This window comes from Shewanella septentrionalis (genome assembly GCF_025370265.1).
Taxonomy (GTDB): domain Bacteria; phylum Pseudomonadota; class Gammaproteobacteria; order Enterobacterales; family Shewanellaceae; genus Shewanella; species Shewanella hafniensis.
Map to the genome: position 1 here is coordinate 76,871 of NZ_JAMTCC010000010.1, position 20,799 is coordinate 97,669.

Here is a 20,799-nt window from a genome sequence, read left to right on the forward strand (position 1 = left end):
CGGCTCATCGACGCGCGGCGCCATCGGGCACAAACACATAACCTAATCCCCACACAGTTTGAATGTAGCGCGGATTCGCAGGGTCTTTTTCGATTAAACGCCGCAGACGTGACACTTGCACGTCGATGGAGCGTTCTAGCGCCGAATAATCGCGGCCACGGGCGAGGTTCATCAATTTATCCCGAGACAAGGGCTCGCGTGGATGGGTAACTAGCACTTTAAGCACGGCAAACTCACCGCTGGTGAGCGCAATCGATTCGTCGCCGTGGTACATCTCACGGGTGGCTAAATCCAGCGAAAACTCACCGAAGCTGATCTGCGCTTCCTGCTGGGCTGGCGCACCGGGCACATCTTGGGTTTGGCGACGCATCACGGCTTTGATCCGTGCGAGTAATTCCCGTGGATTGAAAGGTTTTGGCAGATAATCGTCGGCGCCTAACTCTAGGCCAATAATACGGTCGACTTCATCGCCCTTGGCCGTCAGCATCACGATCGGAATAGGATTACCTTGCTGGCGCAAACGGCGGCAGATAGACAGGCCATCTTCACCGGGCAACATTAAGTCGAGCACGAGTAAATGGAAGTTTTCGCGTTCTAATAGGCGGTCCATCTGCTCGGCATTGGCCGCGCTGCGTACCTGATAACCTTGCTCCATCAGGTAACGCTCGAGTAACGCTCGCAGGCGCATATCATCATCGACGACGAGGATTTTCGAGGTTTCTTGTCCCATGGGATGTCCTTTAATTGCTCAGATTGGTGCTTATTCTACTGACGAGAAACAGTTAAGATTAACCAACTGGCTGAAATTGAAAACGAATCTGCCTAATATAGCCGCATTCAACCTAGGCGACTAGCTCACCTTAGTGGCTTGAATGCGATAAATGCTGACATTTATTGCCCAATGTTAATACTAAGCAAATGAAATTGCATGGGAATACTCGCGTTTATTCACGCCAAGGGTGAAATTGTAACTAAATTGGCATCAGCAAAAGCGGTGATTTCAAAGCCATTATGCACAGAGATGATTTAGTGAGTTAACTTTAGCGTCCAGTCTGAGTATCATCAGTCCAATATATTATCCCGCATCAATTGTGGTCGTTTAATCCAACGATTGAGTAATGAGTATGAAAGCGCATTTGATCACCCGGCAGGGTTGGCAAACTTTAGATAAAGAATTGAAGTATTTGTGGAAAGAATATCGGCCGCAAATCACCCTTAAAGTCCAAGAGGCTGCGGCGCAAGGCGACCGTAGTGAGAACGCTGATTACACTTACAACAAGCGTTTGTTAAGACAAATTGACGGCCGAGTCAGGTACTTAGTTAAGCGGCTGGAAGAGTTAAAAATCGTCGATTACTCACCGCAGCAGGAAGGTAAAATATTCTTCGGCGCTTGGTTTGAGCTTGAAAATGAAGCGGGAGATCGCGTGCGTTACCGGATCGTCGGTAAAGATGAACTCGATACCAAATTGGGCTACATCACCATCGACTCGCCCATGGCGCGTGCCTTAATCGGCAAGCAAGTGGACGATGAGGTGGTAGTGCAAACGCCATCGGGTCCAAAAGAGTGGTATATCAATCAGATCCGTTACACTCCTTTTGAAACCACTCTCGCCAGCGAGGCAGATTAGCGACAGAGTTGCCGCCGTGACAACCGCTGCGGTCACCATGGCATGACGGGGAAAGATCAAAGACTCTGCTTTGACCTAGGCTTTAGCATGAAACATACGGGGCGCCTGTGGTATCTTTGGCGCAATAACGACTTACTTTACAGTTAGGCACGACACTTTATTTATGCAAACTAATGCACATAACATCGCTCAGATTATCGCTCAAGAACTGAATGTTCGTGAGCAACAAGTTGCCGCAACCATCACTCTGCTTGACGATGGTGCGACGGTTCCCTTCGTTGCCCGCTACCGTAAAGAAGCCACGGGCGGATTAGACGATACGCAACTGCGTACCTTGTACACACGTTTAGGTTACCTGCGTGAGCTGAACGACAGACGCCAAGTGATCCTGTCTAGCATCCAAGCTCAGGGTAAGTTAACGCCAGAATTACAAAGGGCTATTGATGACGCAGACAGCAAGACACGTCTCGAAGATTTATATCTGCCCTTCAAACCTAAGCGCCGCACTAAGGGCCAAATCGCTATCGAAGCTGGGCTTGAACCATTAGCCGATGCCTTACTGGCTGACCGTAGCGCCGATGTTGAAACCAAAGCGGCGGGTTATATCAATAGCGAAGCGGGTTTTGTCGATGTGAAAGCAGTGCTTGAAGGCGCGCGTTATATCCTGATGGAGCGCTATGCCGAAGACGCGGAATTACTGCGTAAAGTGCGTGAACATTTAAGCCAAAACAGTGTGTTAGAAAGCCGTTTAATTGCCGGTAAAGAGAAAGAAGGCGCGAAATTCCGAGATTATTTTGAGCATACCGAACAGTTAGCTAAGATCCCATCACACCGTGCGCTGGCTATGCTGCGTGGCCGTAATGAAGGTTTCTTAACCTTATCTATGAATGCCGACCCCGCCGCCGAAGCGGGCCAAGGTAGTTACTGCGAAGTGATTATCTGTGATCACTTAGGGCTGAAATTAGGCGATAGCAGCGTTGATCAATGGTTGAAAACCGTGGTGACGGCGACATGGCGCATTAAGATTGCGTTGCAGATGGAAACCGAGTTTATTTCGCAAATGCGCGAACGCGCCGAAGCCGAAGCGATTAAAGTTTTCGCCCGTAACTTAGGCGATTTATTGATGGCTGCTCCAGCGGGCGCGAAAGCCACCATGGGACTCGATCCAGGTTTACGTACCGGCGTGAAAGTGGCTGTGGTCGATAACACGGGTAAGATGTTGTGCCATGCGACGATTTTCCCGCATGCACCGCAAAATCTGTGGGAAAAGTCGATCCGTACTTTGGCTAACTTAGTCAAAATGCACAAAGTTGAATTAATTGCGATTGGTAACGGCACGGCATCACGGGAAACCGACAAGCTAGCCGCTGAACTGATTGCCGCCGTGAAAGATACCCATCCACACTTGACCAAAGTAATGGTCAGCGAAGCGGGTGCGTCTGTGTATTCTGCATCGGAATTGGCGGCGTTGGAGTTTCCTGATCTTGATGTGTCGATTCGTGGTGCCGTGTCTATCGCCCGCCGCTTGCAAGATCCATTAGCCGAATTGGTGAAGATTGAACCTAAGTCTATCGGTGTCGGTCAATACCAACACGACGTGAGTCAAAGCCAATTATCGGGTTCGCTGGAAGCCGTGGTGGAAGATTGTGTAAACGGCGTGGGTGTAGATCTCAACATGGCCTCAGTGCCGTTATTGTCACAAGTGGCTGGTTTAAATAAAACGTTAGCGAAAAACGTGGTCGATTATCGCGATGCCAATGGTCAGTTTAAGAATCGTAAAGAGCTGCTGAAAGTACCGCGTTTAGGGCCTAAAGCCTATGAGCAAGCGGCGGGCTTTTTGCGTATTCGTGAAGGTGATAATCCACTCGATGCCTCGTCTGTGCATCCAGAGGCTTATTCACTCGTCGAAACTATCGCTAAGGCTAAACAAGTGGAACTGGCGAGCCTGATGGGTAACTCTGATTTGCTGCGTAGCATCAAGCCTGAAGAGTTTATTACGGCGGAATTTGGTTTGCCGACCGTGACGGACATTTTGGCCGAACTGGATAAACCGGGTCGCGATCCCCGTGGTGAGTTTAAAACCGCTAAGTTTAAAGATGGCGTCGAAGAGCTTAAACATTTGAAACCAGAAATGATGCTCGAAGGCGTAGTGACCAACGTGACTAACTTTGGTGCCTTCGTTGATATTGGCGTGCATCAAGATGGATTGGTGCATATCTCTTCACTGACCGACAAGTTTATCAGCGATCCGCATACTGTGGTGAAAGCGGGTGATGTGGTCAAAGTTAAAGTGATGGAAGTGGACGTTGAGCGTCGCCGTATCGGTTTGAGCATGCGTTTGGACGAAGCTATCGACCAGAGTAAGTCGCAGCAAAGACCGCACAACTCTGCCAAAACTCATAATGGCAAGGCGCCTCAGTCGGCAAAACCTGCCGCACGTCCGGCGCAAAAACAAGCACCTAAAGCGCCGGCAAATGCGGCTATGGGCAATGCCTTTGCCGATGCCTTCGCTAAGCTGAAAAAGTAAGCGTTAACTGTTAAGACTCGGACTTAAACCTTGTCCGAGTCGACTTTTTTACATGTTACTCACAAAATTGTTGCATCAATATCGCCTTAGAGAATATAAAGTCGGCATTTAATGCAACGTTAAGCAAAATCGGTTGTCATAGCACAGCTTATTCACCGATTTTTTTCAAATTGACACTCCAACGCTGAGTGGCTCTTTATACGTTTTGGGGTAACACATGCAATCTGGTTTATCACCTCGCGGGCATCACAATGCCCATGGGCCTTTCCGTGCCATCTTTATTTTCTCACTATTAGTGCTTTTTATTGCCACCGCGAGCCGTATCGCTTTAGGGCTGTGGCAAGCCGATCGCGTGGCCGCTGTGGAGGGTTGGTCGCATCTATTAATCCAAGGTTTGCGTGTCGATATCGCTACCCTGTGTTGGTTATGGGGTATTGCCGCCCTAGGAACCGCATTATTTTCGGGTGATCATTTTATTGGCCGTCTGTGGCAGCCGATTCTACGGATGTGGTTAACCGTCGGTCTGTGGATCATGTTGTTTTTAGAAGCATCGACCCCTGCATTTATCGAAGAATACGGTATTCGCCCGAATCGTTTGTATGTGGAATATTTGATCTACCCAAAAGAAGTGCTTTCTATGCTGTGGGCGGGTCGCAAACTTGAGCTGATCTTCTCCGTGCTATTAACTATAGGTACACTATGGGGCGGTTGGATATTAAGCGGTAAGCTCACTAAAAATTTACGCTTTCCACGCTGGTATTGGCGTCCAGTATTAGCATTAATTGTTATCGCTATCACTATATTAGGTGCCCGTTCAACCTTAGGCCATAGACCGATTAACCCTGCTATGGTGGCGTTTGCCGACGATCCATTAGTGAACTCTTTAGTCATCAACTCAGCCTATTCATTAGTGTTTGCCATCAAGCAGATGGGCAGTGAAGAAGATGCCTCTAAAGTGTATGGCAAGTTAGATAACGCTGAGATTATTGCGACCATAAGACAGGAAAGTGGTCGTCCTGAAAGTGCATTTACCTCAACAGATATCCCATCGCTGAGTTTTAACCAAGCCAGTTATACCGGAAAGCCAAAGAACTTAGTGATCCTACTGCAAGAGAGTTTAGGCGCACGTTTTGTGGGGAGTTTAGGCGGTTTACCGCTGACTCCGAATATCGATGCCTTATCCAAAGAAGGTTGGTATTTCGATAATTTGTACGCCACTGGTACTCGTTCAGTGCGCGGGATAGAAGCCGTAACGACAGGTTTTACCCCGACGCCAGCTCGTGCTGTGGTGAAACTGGGTAAGAGCCAAGTTGGCTTCTTCAGCATAGCTGAATTACTTAAAAATCATGGTTATACCACGCAGTTTATCTATGGTGGTGAGAGCCATTTCGACAATATGCGTAGCTTCTTTTTGGGCAACGGCTTTAGTGACATCATAGATCAGAAAGATTATAAATCTCCGGCTTTTGTGGGCTCGTGGGGCGCCTCTGACGAAGACTTAATGCGCAAAGCGAATAGTGAGTTTGAGCGTCTGCACAGCGAAGGTAAGCCTTTCTTTAGTTTAGTGTTTAGCTCGAGTAACCACGATCCATTCGAATTCCCAGATGATCGTATCGAGCTGTACGAGCAACCTAAGCAAACCCGTAATAATGCGGCGAAATATGCCGACTATGCGATTGGTGAGTTTTTCAAACTGGCGAAAAATGCGGACTACTGGAAAGACACGATTTTTATCGTGGTTGCCGACCATGACAGCCGAGTGGGTGGCGCGGATCTGGTGCCAGTGTCACGTTTTCGTATTCCGGGTTTAATCCTTGGGGATAATTTAGCGCCAAAACGCGATCATCGTATTGTGAGCCAGATTGATTTACCGCCAACACTTCTATCATTGATTGGTATTTCAGACTCTTATCCTATGCTGGGCCGAGATTTGACTCAGGTAAGTGATGATTGGCCTGGACGCGCGTTAATGCAATACGATAAAAACTTTGCCCTGATGGAAGGTAAAGATGTAGTGATCCTGCAGCCAGAAAAAGCGGCTCAAGGTTTCGAATACAATGAAAAAACTGAGCAGTTAACGCCTTATGCGCCAGCTGCGGCAGCGTTAGAGAAGAAAGCCTTAAGTTGGGCATTATGGGGCAGCTTAGCCTATCAGCAAGAGCTGTATCGTTTGCCTAAGTAAGCGTTAAACAGCATAAAAAATGCCGCTATTTTTAGCGGCATTTTTGTTTATTATTTTTGTTCATCTTGTGCGGGAAAAGATTAATCCCATTGGAATAAGTTAAATCCACGTCGACATGATAGATTCTTGCTCTGGCTGAGTCTGTTGTTGATAGAACTGACCAATGCGTTGCCCAAGCTGTTGATAAAATTGAGTCGGTTCTCCTTGGAGCGATTGACGCGCCGCACTACTGGTATTCGCTTTGGCGTTACTGCTGGCATAATTTGCCGCACCTTGACTGACCTTTAAGCGGATATCCTTACGTTGCAGCGCCGCTTGACCGCGTGCAGCAACTTTAAGCGTCTTAGGTAACACCCGCTCGGCCACCACAAGGGGGGCTTTTTTCTCTTGCTGTTGTTGGCTTTGTTGCTGCGAGGATTGCTGTTGCTGCTGTTTTTCTTGAACTTGTTGCTGATTATTCTCGAGCGTTTTGGTTTGTTGCTGAGTTTGATCTGCTGTGCGTTCATTCTGCGGATTAAAGGCGCGTTCTTCATGGCCTTTAGTGGCAGCTTGTGGGGGAATGACCACTGGTTTCAGTTGGTTGTCGACCCGAGCCGAGTCCGTCGCGACATTACTGGTCGCTAGTGGGACTTGGGGGTAGTTACTGACAACTAACATGGAAAATTCCTTGGCACATTAATGGTTAAATACTAGTCATTAATCGCTCAAAGATAAAGCGTTAACGTGTCTGTAACGTTAACCAAGGCATAAATACTTGCAAAAACTCCTGTTGATGGGAAATAAACGGCGCATGGGAGGCTTTGGCAAGCATCATATCTTCAATTTGCGGCGTGATCGGCATCTTAGGTGGTACGCGTTTGGGCACTAGCCCGTCGAGTCGGCCCCAGATCCTTAGCCAAGGTTGCTGTAATTCTGTCAGTTGCGGTCTTAAGTCGATGTCAGTCAGCATGCTTAAACCTTGAGTTAAGGCTCTGGCATCGGGTAATGGGCGCGCAAGAACAAGATCGCGCAGCCGTTTGATATCTTCTTTGGCGGTTTCGCTGCCCATGGCCTGAATCGCTAGAAATCTCTCTATAGTTTTAGGTAAATTTTGCTCGAGTTGTTCTCTAAATTGATTAAGGACTTGGGGTGGAATGCCCGGCCATGCTTCGTCTTCCCTTGCCATAAAGCAGGGGGATGAGGCGATAGTGATCAAGCCTTTGATTTTTTGTGGGTAACTCAGTGCTGCCTGAGTCGCCACGAGTCCACCGAGTGACCAGCCGGCCCAAATAGCGTGTTCTGGTAATGCGGCGACTAAGGCATCGACCCAAGCTAATAGATCACCTTCCACCATCTGACTATGGCCGAAGCCCGGCAAGTCGACATAGTGCACCCTATACTGAGACAGTGACTCATGTAATGGCGTAAACACAGCGCTATTGACTCCCCAACCGTGAAGCATCACCAGATCTGGCCCTTGGCCTCTGATTTCAATATGCAAATTTTCGTGGTTTGTGGATGTCACTTGGCTCACTTGAGTGCCTCAAAAATGGATTAGGTGAATGTATGCCGCGCTTTGTCAAAAGGATTTGGCCGCCATCCGCTTGGCGGATAATGTGTTTAGGCTATCAACTCGGCACAAGCTGGTTGGCGGGCAGTTTACCTAACCGTTGCCTGCTGTGCCACCAATCCATACCTATCCCCGAGACGGGCATTTGCATCGTTTGTCTTCAATCTGGCTTATATCATGGACCTATTTGCTTAGGCTGCGGTAAGTCGATGCAAATCGAGGTTGATTATTGCGGGGAATGCCAAAAGCGTCAGCCGCGTAAAGTCGTTGCCCCCTGCAGTTACCATCAAGGTTTAGGTGCTTGGGTTGGCGCGATTAAATATCAAGGGCAACTTGCCGCTTTACCTGTGCTATGCCGTGCCTTAGTGGCACGAATTAAGCTATTAGAACTGCAAGGATTAATCACGCTGCCCCAAGCGATAGTGCCAGTCCCATTGCATCCAAAACGTTTACAACAACGGGGGTTTAATCAGGCGTGGTTAATTGCCCATGAGCTTTCACAGCTCTTGCAACTGCCATTAGTGAGCGAGGGATTAACGCGCCAGCAAGACACTCGGCCGCAGGCCGGACTTTCAGGTGCACAACGACGACGCAACTTACACGATGCCTTTATGTTAGCGGATGATTTTGCGTTCCAGCGTATTGCATTGGTGGATGATGTGGTCACGACAGGCACCACAGTCTCTGAAATTGCCCGCTTATTCGAAGCGCGATACGTACATGTGCAGGTATGGTGTCTGGCAAGGGCAGAGGCGCCAGGCTTGTTGGATGATGTTGACGCTGTTTAAAACATAGCGGTCACATCATTATATCTATGTGTATGTCAAAATTATGTCAAAAATACTGAGTGAAAATGAGTAAGTTTTAATTCTGAGACAAGGTGTAAGTATCTGTATCAATAAGTTTTATTTATTAATTTTATTGATGTACCTTCCTATGTTATTTCGTTTGGAGGGTATTTATGGACGCTAAACAGGCGCTATCAAATGCAAATGCGGCATCTACGCTGAAAGATGTTATTCAGGCGATAAGCTATTCTTTGAAGCTGCATGGTATCTGTGGTTTCTGGTTTCAGGGAGTTCCACATTGTGCGTATGAAAATTACCACTTTCCAAAAGATACCAATCTGTTCTCTCCTACGGCGTTACGAAAACCTATCGCCAGTATAGCTTCTTCCCCTGTTGTCGCTGAATTACAGCGTTTTTATTTAAATCAGGTTGCAGCCAATGATTTCAATTTTGGATTTTCATTAGATACTTCAAAATCTTATATGTATAGATTCACGAGTGAAAAAAATGATAAGACCAGCCTACTGTTTAGTAAGCACAATATTCAAAGTGTTTTGAGCTGGCCCATCTCATGCCACACTAATCGTCATTGGGCAGGCCGCTTCATACTACTCAGCCATCTTAGCGACTCAGAGATAGCATTAGAGGGATTGGCTGATACTTTAAAGGAAGCCCAAAACAAGCTGTTTGAATGTAATAAACAATTGTTCAATCCATTTCTACAAAGCTCGCTACTTAAAGATAATGCGAGAGATATCCTGCTCATGGTCGCAAACGGCCTTCAGAATGACGAAATTTCAACTCAGCTCCCGATAAGTGTCAGAGGAGTTGAATATCATATGGAAGCTATGCGCAAGAAATTTGGGGCTACAAATAGAGCAAACTTAATCCATTTAGCCCATCAATATGAGTTGATCTAAATATGTTGATATTACTGGTTGAAGATAATCGACTTCTCTCTAACAACATCATTCAATATCTTGAATTGAGTGGCATAGAGTGCGATTACGCTTTCAACCTAGCTCAGGCTGATATGCTAATTAGCCAGCAGCAATTTGACGCTATTATTCTCGACCTAAATTTGCCTGATGGTGATGGGATTGAAGCATGTGAACGCTGGAAAGCACAGTGCATTACTTCGCCCATAATAATGTTAACCGCACGTAGCAGTCTGAATGAGCGCTTGAATGGGTTTGCTGTTGGCGCGGATGATTATTTAGTAAAACCATTTGCAATGGAGGAACTCGTCGCGCGATTGAAGGTGGTTGCTCAGCGTCGTCCGGCGCCTCAAAGGCTAGTCATTGGGGAGCTAGAAATTGATTTTGGAAACCATAGGGTATATCGCCAAGGACAGCTTCTTGCTTTACCTAAAACAGGCTGGCAGATCCTTGTTTTATTAGCTCGGCGTAGCCCAGAAACAGTGAGTAGAGAAGAGATTGAGCGAACGATTTGGCCCAATAGTGCTCCTGATAGTGATAGTTTACGCAGCCATATTCATCTGTTACGAAGGGTGATAGATCGACCCTTTGAACGACAAATATTGCATACGATTCGTGGAGTCGGTCTAAGCCTTAGGGATGATATCAATGCAAGCTCCTAAGCTTAGCCTCAAGCGGAGCTACCAAGTATGGGGTGTTATTTTTCTATTAATAACATTAGGTATTAATAGCTTTATACCACTGTGCATGATGTGTGCAGGTATGATTTCTATGCATGAGGTCACCATACATAATGCAGGGCAAGCTGCTGAGTCATTACTGACTATGGCGGAACATGCTCAACCGCAAAAACAATTACTTAATCAGCCGATTCTAAAAACTGATAACTTAACCGTCTATCTTAATTGGTCAGATATCCCTCCGCTGATTCGACAATTAAGTAATGATGAAGTCTTAACTGATGCGAATACAATTCTGTATGAGCATGCAGAAGGTCCCTTTGTTGATGCTTTGAGTGTGTACTACACACAGAGTGGCCAGCCACTCTATGTTTGGCTGCAGTACAGCGTTACCCATGACTTGCAATTTGCACCTAAAAACATGACTGCAATCTTGCTTCTAGTATTGATAACCTTCTGTGCAAGCGCAGGCCTTGCGTTTTATATGCAAAGTAAAGTGATTACACCTGTCCATCAAATTAGCCATGCGATTAAGCAGCATGATTGGGAGGGAGGAGGGAAACTTAGCTTACCGAAACAAGAATATGCTGAATTAAAGGCTATTGTTGATGCTTTAGATAACTCAATTTTACAACTTCAAGAGGCTCAGCAGCGGGAGCTAAATTTTCTGCGATTTGCTAGCCATGAATTACGTACGCCTGTTGCAATATGCCAGTCTTCATTCGAAATCCTCGCTTTACAACAAGGTGAGCTTACAGGGCCAACGCTGTATGCTTCCCAAGCGACCAATCAAATGAAGTCACTTATTGAAACCTTACTGTGGTTGACTAATAAAGAGTGTTCCAGCTTAGAAAAGGAAAACGTCGCGTTATCGCCTTTACTTGCCAGTATTATCGATGAGCAGCAACGGGTTCATGGTCATGAGCAAAAAATTCAATTATTTTCTGACGATACTTGTTTGCCCGTTCAACTTCATCCGCTAAAAATAATATTAAGCAATTTATTAAGGAATAGTATTGAACATGGTGGGATGGATATTAGCATTACTCAAGATGGTTATTATGTAGAAATAACTAATTCCTATAATAGTAATGGTCGCCATGGATTTGGTTTAGGGCTTTTACTGGTGAAGCGCCTCGCAAATCAACTGGGTTGGATTTTTACTAGCTCATCTAAAAATAATTTATTTACCGCTAGATTAGAAATGTCTAACAATTAAATAATTGGAGTTGTAATTTTACTGCATAAAACCACACACTTTTAAAATGCAAAAGCACTGTCGTGCTTAGATCACATAGTCATCATATTATTCGTAGTAACGTTATTATATAAGGTTTACTGGTTGGCAGGTATTTAAAAATACTTCCTAGAATACATGGTTGAGAGGGTTCTATGTGTAAAAAAAGTGTGGCATCTATTTTAGTTAGTACAATAGTATTTAGTGGTTCAGTATGTGCTGATGTGAATAAAACTAGCGTGGATTTAGGTTATAAGTTTTATACCAGTGACGCCAAACATGATAACCCAGGTGTTTTTAATCAGCCTTTTGTAAAGTTGAATCATTTGGGAATTGCTGATTGGGGGACTTACTTTGCTAATCTTAAGCTCGAAAATCCTGCTGAAATCGCGGAAAATCAGAAGCACCTTGATGGCAAAACTACCATTAAGTCATTATTGATACTTGAAAATAAGCTCGGAGAATCGCAGTTCAACTTTTGGACTCAGAACTTTATCTCTGCGAGTGAAACGCTAGTGGAAGATAATCTTTATTTAGGTGTTACCCATAATGCAAAAATTCAAAATCTATCACTCAACTATGGGGTCGGTTTAAATTATACCATTGGTAGCTTTTCCCCTACCTCTGAGAAGTTTAACGACCTGTCAGGTTATGCAGTAGTTTTAAATGCAAAGTATCCGTTTGAATTACTAGGGTTTAAACATAGCTTAAGTTTGAATTATGAGGCGCAAATTGATAGAGATAAAGCGCATCAAGCATTATTTTCATATGACAGCTATGGCCATCAGATAATCACAACATTACAAACAAGCCTCACTGATTCAATTTTTTCAAAAATATATGTCACTCATTATGATAGCTGGGGATCACAATATAATGATGGGATTGAATACGGTGTATCTGTTGGTTATCAGTTTTAACGGTTTTTCAAATAGATTGAATTTTTAATAAGTAGAATCTCATTTAATTTGGTGTTGTTCTATTTTTCATCAAAAATAATAAGGGAATTGTAATGCAATATAAAAAATCCATTATTGGTATTGCTGTCACTGCAACAGTAATTATTGCTGGCTGTCAAGTGACCCATCAAATAGTAAAAAGCCAGGGAACAGCTCAAGGTAAGCATGGCGAAGTGCAGGTCGAAACCACATTTAAAGACGGACACATTGTGGCGATTGATGTACTCAAGCAAAAGGAAAATAAAGTCCTTGCAGGTGCCGTATTTAAAGATGTGAAACAGGCAATTATTGATAACAACTCTATCGAGGTTGATGGTATCACTGGTGCAACAGTGACGTCTAAAGCGCTAAAAGAAGCCGTGGGCAAGAGTATTGAAGCCGCAGGGGTAACACTAGTTGCTGTCGCTTCTGCTAAAAAAAGTGAAGCATTAACTCCTGCAGAATATACCTATGATGTCGTGGTCATTGGCTCTGGTGGTGCAGGCTTTAGTGCAGGCTTAGAAGCAATGGCCGCAGGCCGAACAGCCGTTATTATTGAAAAAATGCCAATTATTGGTGGTAACTCATTGATCTCGGGTGCTGAGATGAATGTTGCTGGTAGTTGGGTACAGAAAAATATGGGTGTGACTGATAGCAAAGACCTGTTTATTAGCGATACGTTAAAAGGTGGCGATTTTAAAGGTGATCCTGAAATGGTTAAGACCATGGTCGATAATTCTGTAGGGGCTGCAGAGTGGTTAAGGGATTACGTCAAAGTAGAATTTTATCCCGATCAGTTATTTCAGTTTGGTGGGCATAGCGTTAAACGGGCCTTAATCCCTAAAGGTCACACTGGCGCTGAGGTGATTAGTAAGTTTTCCATTAAAGCTGAAGAAGTGGGCTTACCGATCCATACTAATACTAAGGCTGAAAAGTTAATCCAAGATCAAACGGGTCGAATTGTTGGTGTAGAAGCGACTCATAATGGAAAAACGATTACATACCATGCTAAACGCGGTGTTGTGATTGCTACGGGTGGATTCTCATCTAACATGAAAATGCGCAAAAAATACAATCCAGAGTTAGATGAACGTTATGGTAGCACTGGTCATTCAGGTGGTACTGGTGACGGTATTGTGATGGCAGAAAAAATACATGCAGCAGCTAAAAATATGGGATATATCCAGTCATATCCTATTTGTAGCCCAACCTCTGGTGCTATTGCCTTGATTGCAGACTCTCGCTTCTTTGGTGCAGTGTTAATCAACCAGAAGGGCGAGCGCTTTGTTGAGGAATTAGAGCGCCGCGATGTTATCTCACAAGCCATTTTAGCCCAACCTGGCCGTTATACTTATGTGTTATGGAACCAAGCTATTGAAGATGTTGCCCATACCGTTGCTATGCACCAAGGAGAGCTAAAAGAGTTCACTAAAGATGGCCTGATGCATAAAGTTGATACATTGGAAGAAGCGGCGAAGGTTTTCGATATTCCAGTGGAAAAACTAGCATCGACTATTAAAGATGTTAATCATTATGCTGCTATTGGTAAGGATGAGGCTTTTAATCATCGCTCAGGATTGGTTGATTTAAGTAAAGGACCTTATTGGATTTTAAAGGCTACACCTTCTGTGCACCATACAATGGGTGGACTCGTGGTTGATACTCATACTCGTGTATTGGATGAGCAAGGAAATGCTATTCCCGGCTTATTTGCCGCAGGTGAAGTGACAGGCTTAACACATGGTACTAATCGTCTTGGTGGCAATGCCTACACTGATATTATTGTTTTTGGTCGTATAGCAGGACAAGAAGCGGCTAAATAAGTAGTGTTTTATGCCTAGCTTAAGCGACCTAATTGGGTCGCTTTTGTTTGTAAAGAATGCTTGTTTATTCGTGCATAATACGGTGTTTATAGTCTTATTTATGATGAGTAAATCGTGATCGCTATGGCAAAAATCCACAAACTTGCTACCCAAGGGACTACAAAGCAAAGGTGAGTCGGAGTATCATACGGCTAATTCTTACTAAAACACTCAGGTATACCCTGACGGAGCAGGTTTTCATGATTACCATTTCCGATGCGGCTCAAGCCCATTTTGTTAAGTTGTTAGCAGATCAACCTGAAGGCACTCATATTCGCGTATTTGTGATCAGTCCAGGAACCTCGCAAGCCGAGTGTGGTGTGTCTTATTGTCCACCGGATGCAGTAGAAAGTGATGATATTGAAATCGAGTTCACTGGCTTCAATGCTATGGTCGATGAGAAGAGTGCACCTTTCCTTGAAGATGCCACTATCGATTTTGTGACTGACCAATTAGGTTCACAACTCACGCTCAAAGCTCCTAACGCAAAAATGCGTAAAGTGTCTGGCGATGCACCTTTAGTCGAGCGTATCGAATACGTGATCCAATCTGAAATCAACCCTCAGTTAGCCGGCCATGGTGGTAATATCATGCTGGTTGAAATCACTAAAGAAGGCGTAGCTGTACTGCAGTTCGGCGGTGGTTGTAACGGTTGTTCTCAAGTTGATATCACCCTGAAGGATGGTATCGAGAAACAACTGTTAGACATGTTCCCAGGTGAGTTGACTGGCGTACGTGACGTGACAGATCACCAACATGGTGAGCATTCTTACGCTTAATCTTGTTTGTTGAGCTGAATAAAAAACGCGATCTTAGAGTCGCGTTTTTAGTTTTTACCCAAATAAAAATCTAAGGTTAATCAGCTGCTAGTTATCAATCTGACTTCAAAAAGTCTTTGCTGAAATAATAGTGCCCCGCAAGCGTTAGGCTTCTGGCGATCATAAAGACACTCATGGCGGCCCAAAGGGCGTGGTTACCTTGCTCAGGCAATAATAGTTGCTGCAGCAAATACCATGTCGGGAAAAATGCACCGAAGGTGGCGAGTATCATGCTATTGCGCATCACTTTTCCTTTAGCTGCACCGATATAAACCCCGTCGAATAAATACGAGCTAAAAGACCATAAAGGCAAAAATATCAGCCAGATAAGATAGGTCTGTGCTGTGGCTCTGACCTCATTAATGCTGGTCAATAACGCGATAATATTGCTACCAAAAAGACTGAATACAGCGCAGAACCCTAACGCAGTAATGGCCGACCAGCTCCAGGCTAAGATCACTGCTTCCCGTAATTGCTCCGCCTGTTTTTGGCCATAGGCTCGGCCGACTTCTGCCTCGGCATAATAGGCAATGCCATCGAGCGCATAGGAGATTAACAGCAGTAAATTCAGTAACACGGCATTGGCGGCAACGGTATTATCACCCAGACCCGCACCATGGAAAGTCATAAAGGCAAAGGCCGCTTGCAGGCAGAGGCTGCGGATAAAAATATCTGTGTTGAGCCTTAGTAATTTGCCGTACCCCGTCAGGGTGACATGGGGTAATAGCTGGGATAAGTGAAAATCGGCTTCGCGCTTGAGTTGCTGCAACACCATAGTGAGTGCGACTGCGAAAGCGGTGATATCGGCAAAGACTGAGGCGAGGGCGGCGCCTTTAACGCCCCAGCCTAAGCCGAGGACAAACACCACATCGAGAATAATATTGGCAAGGTTCGCTAATATCAGCTGCCACATGGCGGCTTTAGGTTGTTGTCGTCCTAAGAGCCAACCTAACATCACTAGGTTGAGTAGGGCGAAGGGCGTTGACCAAATCCGTACCTGAAAATATTCGCGGCAATAACGTTCGACTTCGCTACTCGCTTCGGATAATCCTAAGGCTAAATTCAATATCGGGACTTGCAGCGCGATAACGCCAGCGCCCAATAACATCGCTAGCATAGCGCCTTGGACTAAGAGTTTGTGCTGGGCATGAAGATCGTCAGCACCAAAGGCCTGCGCGACTAAGCCTGTGGTCGCCATACGCAAAAATCCCAATAACCAAATGATTAATGTGATAATCGTTGACCCGACGGCGACTCCCCCTAAATAATAGGCTTCACTCAGATGACCTATGACAGCCGTATCGACTAAGCCCAACAGTGGGACAGTGATATTGGAGAGTATCATCGGCAGGGCGAGGATGAGTAATTGACGATTTTTCGCGCCGTTGAGCATCAGGTCGAGCCAAGTTGATTTAGCTGTATTCATTAATTTCAGAGGTGTTCACATTATGGTTAAACGTGTGCTGTTGGCACTCATAGGGCTAATGACGTTTTCTGCCCATGCCGTGGTCATTCTGCAATATCACCATGTATCAGAGACTACTCCGGCGGCCACAAGCGTGACGCCCGCGCAATTTCGTGAGCAAATGCAGTTTCTAGCCGATGATGGCTTTAAGGTGATCCCGCTTTCTCAGGTGGTTGAAGCGATAAAGCAAAAACAAGATTTACCGGCCAAAACAGTCGCGATTACCTTCGATGATGGTTATCGCAGCATAGCCACGACGGCGCATCCTATCCTAAAGGAATTTGGCTTTCCCTACACCTTGTTTGTGGCAATTGAGCCGATTAAACAAAAGTTTACCGAGATGATGACCTGGGATGAGCTGATAACGCTATCCAAGGAAGGCGCCGATATTGCTAACCACAGTTGGGCGCACGAACATTTGATCCGCGCCTTAGAAAATGAATCACAGGCGCAATGGTTAACGCGGATAAAAGCCAATATCTTAGATACAGAAAAGGCGATTGCAGATGCCACTGGGCACAATTTTAAAATGCTGGCTTATCCCTACGGTGAGTACAATCAAGCCTTGCAGGATATGTTAACCGAGAACGGCTTTGTCGCTTTAGGGCAGCAATCGGGAGCCGCTGGGCCCTATTCGCCGTTAACGGCACTGCCGCGTTTTCCTGTTGCGGGACAATATGCGGACTTAAAAAGCCTTAAGGCCAAGCTATACAGTTTAAACATGCCTGTAATTGCACAGAGTCCTAGCGATCCTGAGTTAAAGGGCGGCCACTGGCGCCCAGAGCTTAAAGTGACCCTCGATATGAGCGATATCTCCGCTAAGCAGGTGATGTGTTATATCCAAGGCCAAGGTTCAAAACAGCCGACTTGGCTCAGTGAAACCGAGTTTAGTGTTCAAGCGGATTTAGCCTTACCTGCGGGGCGTTCGCGTTACAACTGCACTGCGCCGAGTAAGGCGCGCAATGGCTACTATTGGTTTTCTCAGCCTTGGGTGAGGCCAAAGGATGATGGTTCTTGGGTCAGAGAGTGATCAACGGTTAGGTTTGTATTGCGCCACTATTTTTCTAAAATCGCTAATCATTTCATCATTTAACACCTGCGGCGGCTTGCCTAGCGCAGCCGTAGGTTTGAACACTGCAACGCGCGTACCCTGCGGTGACACCAACACATAACCCGCACTATGGTCGACTAGGTAGTTTTCCCCTTCACCGACCATGGCGTAGGTGAGCCCGAGACTGCGGGTGAGCGGGAAGATTTGTGTCTGCTCGCCCGTGACCGCTTTAAATTCTGGATTGAAAAAATTCACATAGGTCAGGAGTTTATCCGGTGTGTCCCGTTTGGGGTCGACGGATAGAAACACCACCTGTAATGGCGCAATTTTGTTTAGATCGGGATAAGCCGCCGCGAGTTTATTTAAGGTCGTAGGGCAAACATCGGGGCAAAATGTAAAACCGATAAAGAATAAGCTCCACTTCCCCTGCAAACTGGCGTTGGTAAAAGCCTGCTTATGTTGATCGACCAATTCAAAGGGCGCTAATTCATAGGCCTGTGGATACAGAAATCCGCTCTCTAGCTCGATAGGTTTAGGGGAATTAAATTTCACCGCAAATAGGCCGCCAAGACCGAACAATAAAATGGCGATGATTAAAATTCTTTTCTGCATTATTGGCTCCATAACGACAGGTTAGCGCGACAAATGAGTTGCATACACTAGTTCCACAAATAGTGGTCGAGTAGTAATGCCATAAATAACAACATCAAATGATAGATAGAGAAGCGGAACACTTGCATCGCCAAGCCATCATGATCTCGATATTTAAGTTGCCACGCTTTATAGATAAATCCCGCGCTGAGTAAACTCGAGCAGACGAAATACACGGGCCCACACATACCAACCAGTACAGGTAATAGGCAAGCAATTGCCAGCAATACTGTGTAGAGCAGAATACAGGTTTTAGTAAACTCGACACCGTGGGTAACCGGCAGCATGGGAATATCCACTTTGGCATATTCGGCGCGTCTGTGAATGGCCAGAGCCCAAAAATGTGGCGGCGTCCACGTAAAGATGATGATCACTAACAACAGCGCATGGCCGTGAAATTCGTTCGTCACTGCAGTCCATCCCAGCAAGGGTGGCATGGCTCCCGCAAGGCCGCCAATCACAATGTTTTGTGATGTCGCGCGCTTCAAATAGGCAGTATAAACCAAGGCATAACCAATCAAGCTGGCAAAGGTGAGCCAAGCCGTGAGTGGATTTACTAAGGAACATAAGACGATAAAGCCAAGGCTACCTAAGCTAGCGGCGAAAATTAACGCGCGGGTTGCCGAAATACGCCCTTTGGGTAGTGGGCGATTGTAGGTGCGTGCCATTAAGCCATCAATACGACGATCGATCAGATGATTGAGCGCCGCCGCCGAGCCCGCCATCATGGCAATGCCCAGCATACCCGCGAGTAAAGGTTGAACGGGCACCGCATGGGGCACGGCCAGACACATGCCGACTAAGACAGTGAGCAGCATGAGTGCGACCACTTTAGGTTTAGTCATTTCAAAATAGGCGCGCCATGTCACGCTGAACGTGGGTAGGCTACTGGTGATTGAGAGTGGTTTTGCCATCTTGGAGCCCTCGCTTAGGCTTTGCGCCATAAGAAATAGTTGATTGCGACTAAGGTCAGCAGCAGTAGTGCCGCCCCGCCGTTGTGAGACACGGCAATACCCAGTGGTAAATGCATCACTACGTTAGAAATACCTAAGCTCACTTGCAGGATCACTAACCCTGCCAATAAGAGGCTTATGGCCCTCATCCCTGCAGCGCCAACAAATAATCGATAGGCGAGCACGAGTAATAAACTCGCGGTAACGATAGCGCCAATTCGGTGGGCGATGTGAATAGTCATGCGGGCTGGGTAATCGAGTACCCCAAATTCGAAACTGTGGTGTTGGCCTTGGAATGGTGAAAAGGCCTCCGCTATTGCCAAGTTATCCATCCAGTTGCCTTCGCAAATGGGTAATGCGGTGCAGGCTAGCGCCGCATAGTTAGATGAGGTCCAAGCGCCCAGCATAATCTGACCCACAAGCACGAACAGGCTCACCAGCGCCAACGGTGCCAGATTACGGGCATGGGATTCGCTATTAAAGATCCGCCGCGGCCGCGTTCGTAGATAGAGAAGTAACAACAGTGAAATTAGGCTGAAACCACCAATAAGATGCGACATCACAATTATTGGCATGAGTTTCATCGTCACAGTCCACATGCCTAGCGCTCCTTGAAAGAGGATCAGCAGCACTATGATGAGCGGTAACTTTTTCGGTGCTTCTGGCGTTTTCAGGCACAAAACTAAGATTAACAACACCAGTAAGCCAAGTCCGCCTGCGATATATCTGTGGATCATCTCCAGCCAGGCTTTTTCTGGGTGGATATCATGATCGGGGAAGATGGTTTGGGCATGGGCGATTTCATGGTCTTGGGTAGGCACCTTGATATGGCCGTAGCAACCCGGCCAATCGGGGCAGCCTAGACCTGCATCCGATAGGCGAGTGTAAGCACCCATTAAAATCACTAATAGGGTAAAGACTAAGGTTAAGCGTAGAACCCAAGTTAGCTGCATCAATCTACCCTCGACAGTTTTAACAACTTACGCAGATCCGCAATCAAGGCTTTGCCTTGAGCTAAATGCGCTTCTCTACCCTGCACTTGGGGATAGCGCAGCACTAAGCTGCCTAAGGGATCGACTATGATCAGCTGCTGTTCATCTAGCCAATGGCTTAAGCCTGCATTGGCGGGACGAGTGTTGAAGTGAAAGGCGCTTAAAGCGTTAAGATCGCTGTCGGGATGGGTGAGAATGAGTGGTTCGACTCGCGCCTGATCTGGCCCTAGCGCAGTGTGGCTTTGGCGTAAAATATACAGGCGTTCGCGGCAAGCATCGCCGCATTGGGCGGGCAGTAAATATAGCAGTTGCCATTCTTTAGGATTGGGATTTTCAACCCCAAGGCTGGCATAACTGGTCTCAGGATTGATCAGCTCGCCATGATTAGTGGCGCCGCCGTGGTATAAATTCAGGCTCAGCACTAGCTTGGCTATCACCACGGGCGCGATAAACGCCAGCAACAACAAGCCCAATGCCTTGTGTTTCGATTTATTCTGGGAGTTCATGCTTGCTCCTCTCATTCAAATTATCCCTAATTTA

Annotated in this window: 19 protein-coding genes; 11 read left to right on the forward strand and 8 right to left on the reverse strand. The window is 46.1% G+C overall.

Going from position 1 to position 20,799, the window contains the following annotated elements; genetic code table 11:
• Window positions 1-4: 4 nt before the first annotated feature.
• Window positions 5-730, reverse strand: coding sequence for an osmolarity response regulator transcription factor OmpR (ompR, locus tag NE536_RS07625; protein WP_006079507.1), 726 nt, complete (start codon window positions 728-730; stop codon window positions 5-7).
• A 394-nt stretch (window positions 731-1,124) separates the two neighbouring features.
• On the opposite strand from ompR, the gene greB reads away from it, so the two are divergent.
• From greB to NE536_RS07640, 3 genes are all read left to right on the forward strand, one after another.
• Window positions 1,125-1,628, forward strand: a complete 504-nt coding sequence (gene greB / locus NE536_RS07630) for a transcription elongation factor GreB (RefSeq protein ID WP_006079584.1) — start codon at window positions 1,125-1,127, stop codon at window positions 1,626-1,628.
• 163 nt (window positions 1,629-1,791) lie between these two features.
• On the forward strand, window positions 1,792-4,155 hold the full coding sequence (locus tag NE536_RS07635; protein ID WP_261272327.1) for a Tex family protein: 2,364 nt from the start codon (window positions 1,792-1,794) through the stop codon (window positions 4,153-4,155).
• A gap of 217 nt (window positions 4,156-4,372) precedes the next feature.
• Window positions 4,373-6,337 (forward strand): LTA synthase family protein, encoded by a 1,965-nt coding sequence (locus NE536_RS07640; RefSeq protein WP_261272328.1) that lies wholly within the window; start codon window positions 4,373-4,375, stop codon window positions 6,335-6,337.
• A gap of 99 nt (window positions 6,338-6,436) precedes the next feature.
• On the opposite strand, the gene NE536_RS07645 is transcribed toward NE536_RS07640, so the two are convergent.
• Complete coding sequence (locus tag NE536_RS07645) at window positions 6,437-6,994, reverse strand: hypothetical protein (RefSeq protein WP_011845432.1); 558 nt, start codon at window positions 6,992-6,994, stop codon at window positions 6,437-6,439.
• A gap of 61 nt (window positions 6,995-7,055) precedes the next feature.
• Window positions 7,056-7,850 (reverse strand): pimeloyl-ACP methyl ester esterase BioH, encoded by a 795-nt coding sequence (gene bioH, locus NE536_RS07650; protein WP_261272329.1) that lies wholly within the window; start codon window positions 7,848-7,850, stop codon window positions 7,056-7,058.
• Between the two features lie 32 nt (window positions 7,851-7,882).
• On the opposite strand from bioH, the gene NE536_RS07655 reads away from it, so the two are divergent.
• The 7 genes from NE536_RS07655 (at window position 7,883) to nfuA (ending at window position 15,108) form a co-directional block, all read left to right on the forward strand.
• On the forward strand, window positions 7,883-8,674 hold the full coding sequence (locus tag NE536_RS07655) for a ComF family protein (RefSeq protein ID WP_261272330.1): 792 nt from the start codon (window positions 7,883-7,885) through the stop codon (window positions 8,672-8,674).
• A 173-nt stretch (window positions 8,675-8,847) separates the two neighbouring features.
• Window positions 8,848-9,594, forward strand: a complete 747-nt coding sequence (locus NE536_RS07660; RefSeq protein ID WP_006084629.1) for a helix-turn-helix transcriptional regulator — start codon at window positions 8,848-8,850, stop codon at window positions 9,592-9,594.
• Window positions 9,595-9,596: 2 nt separating this feature from the next.
• On the forward strand, window positions 9,597-10,274 hold the full coding sequence (locus NE536_RS07665; RefSeq protein ID WP_006084628.1) for a response regulator transcription factor: 678 nt from the start codon (window positions 9,597-9,599) through the stop codon (window positions 10,272-10,274).
• Window positions 10,261-11,511, forward strand: a complete 1,251-nt coding sequence (locus tag NE536_RS07670; RefSeq protein ID WP_261272331.1) for a sensor histidine kinase — start codon at window positions 10,261-10,263, stop codon at window positions 11,509-11,511. Before NE536_RS07665 ends, NE536_RS07670 begins: the two co-directional genes overlap by 14 nt.
• Window positions 11,512-11,684: 173 nt before the next feature.
• Window positions 11,685-12,449 carry a nucleoside-specific channel-forming Tsx family protein gene (locus tag NE536_RS07675; protein WP_261272332.1) on the forward strand — a complete coding sequence of 255 codons (765 nt, stop codon included), beginning with the start codon at window positions 11,685-11,687 and terminating at the stop codon, window positions 12,447-12,449.
• A 92-nt stretch (window positions 12,450-12,541) separates the two neighbouring features.
• Window positions 12,542-14,290 carry a urocanate reductase gene (urdA, locus tag NE536_RS07680; protein WP_261272333.1) on the forward strand — a complete coding sequence of 583 codons (1,749 nt, stop codon included), beginning with the start codon at window positions 12,542-12,544 and terminating at the stop codon, window positions 14,288-14,290.
• 239 nt (window positions 14,291-14,529) lie between these two features.
• Window positions 14,530-15,108 carry a Fe-S biogenesis protein NfuA gene (nfuA, locus tag NE536_RS07685; protein ID WP_006079591.1) on the forward strand — a complete coding sequence of 193 codons (579 nt, stop codon included), beginning with the start codon at window positions 14,530-14,532 and terminating at the stop codon, window positions 15,106-15,108.
• A gap of 94 nt (window positions 15,109-15,202) precedes the next feature.
• On the opposite strand, the gene NE536_RS07690 is transcribed toward nfuA, so the two are convergent.
• Window positions 15,203-16,573 (reverse strand): MATE family efflux transporter, encoded by a 1,371-nt coding sequence (locus NE536_RS07690; protein WP_261272334.1) that lies wholly within the window; start codon window positions 16,571-16,573, stop codon window positions 15,203-15,205.
• A gap of 22 nt (window positions 16,574-16,595) precedes the next feature.
• Between NE536_RS07690 and NE536_RS07695 the strand changes: the two genes are divergently transcribed.
• Window positions 16,596-17,642, forward strand: a complete 1,047-nt coding sequence (locus NE536_RS07695; protein WP_261272335.1) for a polysaccharide deacetylase family protein — start codon at window positions 16,596-16,598, stop codon at window positions 17,640-17,642.
• Here NE536_RS07695 and NE536_RS07700 read toward each other — a convergent pair whose 3' ends face one another.
• Genes NE536_RS07700 through NE536_RS07715 form a run of 4 tightly spaced genes read right to left on the reverse strand, consistent with a single transcriptional unit; the run spans window position 17,643 to window position 20,765 of the window.
• Window positions 17,643-18,275, reverse strand: coding sequence for an SCO family protein (locus NE536_RS07700; RefSeq protein WP_261272336.1), 633 nt, complete (start codon window positions 18,273-18,275; stop codon window positions 17,643-17,645).
• A 47-nt stretch (window positions 18,276-18,322) separates the two neighbouring features.
• Window positions 18,323-19,228 (reverse strand): heme o synthase, encoded by a 906-nt coding sequence (gene cyoE / locus NE536_RS07705; protein ID WP_261272337.1) that lies wholly within the window; start codon window positions 19,226-19,228, stop codon window positions 18,323-18,325.
• Window positions 19,229-19,242: 14 nt separating this feature from the next.
• Window positions 19,243-20,220, reverse strand: coding sequence for a COX15/CtaA family protein (locus NE536_RS07710; protein ID WP_261272338.1), 978 nt, complete (start codon window positions 20,218-20,220; stop codon window positions 19,243-19,245).
• On the reverse strand, window positions 20,220-20,765 hold the full coding sequence (locus NE536_RS07715; protein ID WP_261272339.1) for a hypothetical protein: 546 nt from the start codon (window positions 20,763-20,765) through the stop codon (window positions 20,220-20,222). Before NE536_RS07715 ends, NE536_RS07710 begins: the two co-directional genes overlap by 1 nt.
• Between the last annotated feature and the right edge of the window lie 34 nt (window positions 20,766-20,799).